Source organism: Sediminibacterium sp. C3, from assembly GCF_000508085.1.
Classification (GTDB): Bacteria; Bacteroidota; Bacteroidia; order Chitinophagales; family Chitinophagaceae; genus Sediminibacterium.
In genome coordinates, this window is the sequence record NZ_KI669560.1 from 2,132,923 (window position 1) to 2,133,832 (window position 910).

Consider the following 910-nt stretch of genomic DNA (forward strand, 5'->3'; position numbering starts at 1 on the left):
CCAGGTAATCTAACTATATTATTTTTTAGGTTTAACAATAATTTAGACTTTTCAAAATCATAAAAAGCTTTTTACTAAATTATCATAAAACTGAGCGTATCGACCATTTGCATGACTAAAACTATGATTTCCAATTGAAACCTTAGTTTTATCTCTTTTCATTGAATCTAATAAAGATTTATTTTTATTTATTAAACTTTTTGCTCCAATAATAAAAAAAGTGGCTTTTATGTTTTCTTTTTTAGACATTTTATAACATTTTAATGTTCCTGCTCCTATACCATCATCAAAAGTTAGGTAAATTTTATATGGTATTCTATTGTTATTTAGATCAGAAATCAATACAATTAAAATATAAAAAATCCATTTGCGCATATAAATATTAGTTAATTCAATTAATTTTTGGCCAGATAAATTTATATTGTTAATTTAAATTATTAAAATTTATAAACCATGAAAACAAAAGTCTTATTAAGTTCAATCTCAGTAATGATGTTTTTATTATTCACATCTTTTATTGAATCAGATTATTCATCAAACGAACTCGCACTAGAATCACAATTTATTTCAAATTCTCAGTCAATAACTGATTTAGAATTAATGAATAGGAGTAATGCAGCATGTGAACAATGGAAATTATCTATAAGTTATGTTACTTGGTGCAAATATGTAGATCCTGAAGGCAATGAAACAGAAGGTGTTGGATTGAAAACTGAATGCTTGGATGTACCATATCAAACTGACGGATGTAATATGAATTCAGGTTGTACTAATTGGTGAATCTTATTTGAATATACTAAATAATGGGTTTATTGAGATATGAACAACAATAGTTTTTAAATAATATTTTCAACGTGTAGTCAATCTAAGAAAGATGTTAGTATAGAAAATAACATCTTTCTTTTTTTAT

2 protein-coding genes are annotated in these 910 nt (G+C 24.6%); one reads left to right on the forward strand and one right to left on the reverse strand.

The features are described 5' to 3' along the window. Positions 1 to 57: 57 nt before the first annotated feature. Entirely contained in the window at positions 58 to 375 is a 318-nt protein-coding gene (locus F777_RS0109895) for a polysaccharide deacetylase family protein (RefSeq protein ID WP_026751899.1), read from the reverse strand. Between the two features lie 78 nt (positions 376 to 453). On the opposite strand from F777_RS0109895, the gene F777_RS0109900 reads away from it, so the two are divergent. Continuing rightward, positions 454 to 780, forward strand: a complete 327-nt coding sequence (locus tag F777_RS0109900; RefSeq protein WP_026751900.1) for a hypothetical protein — start codon at positions 454 to 456, stop codon at positions 778 to 780. The last annotated feature ends 130 nt before the right edge of the window (positions 781 to 910 follow it).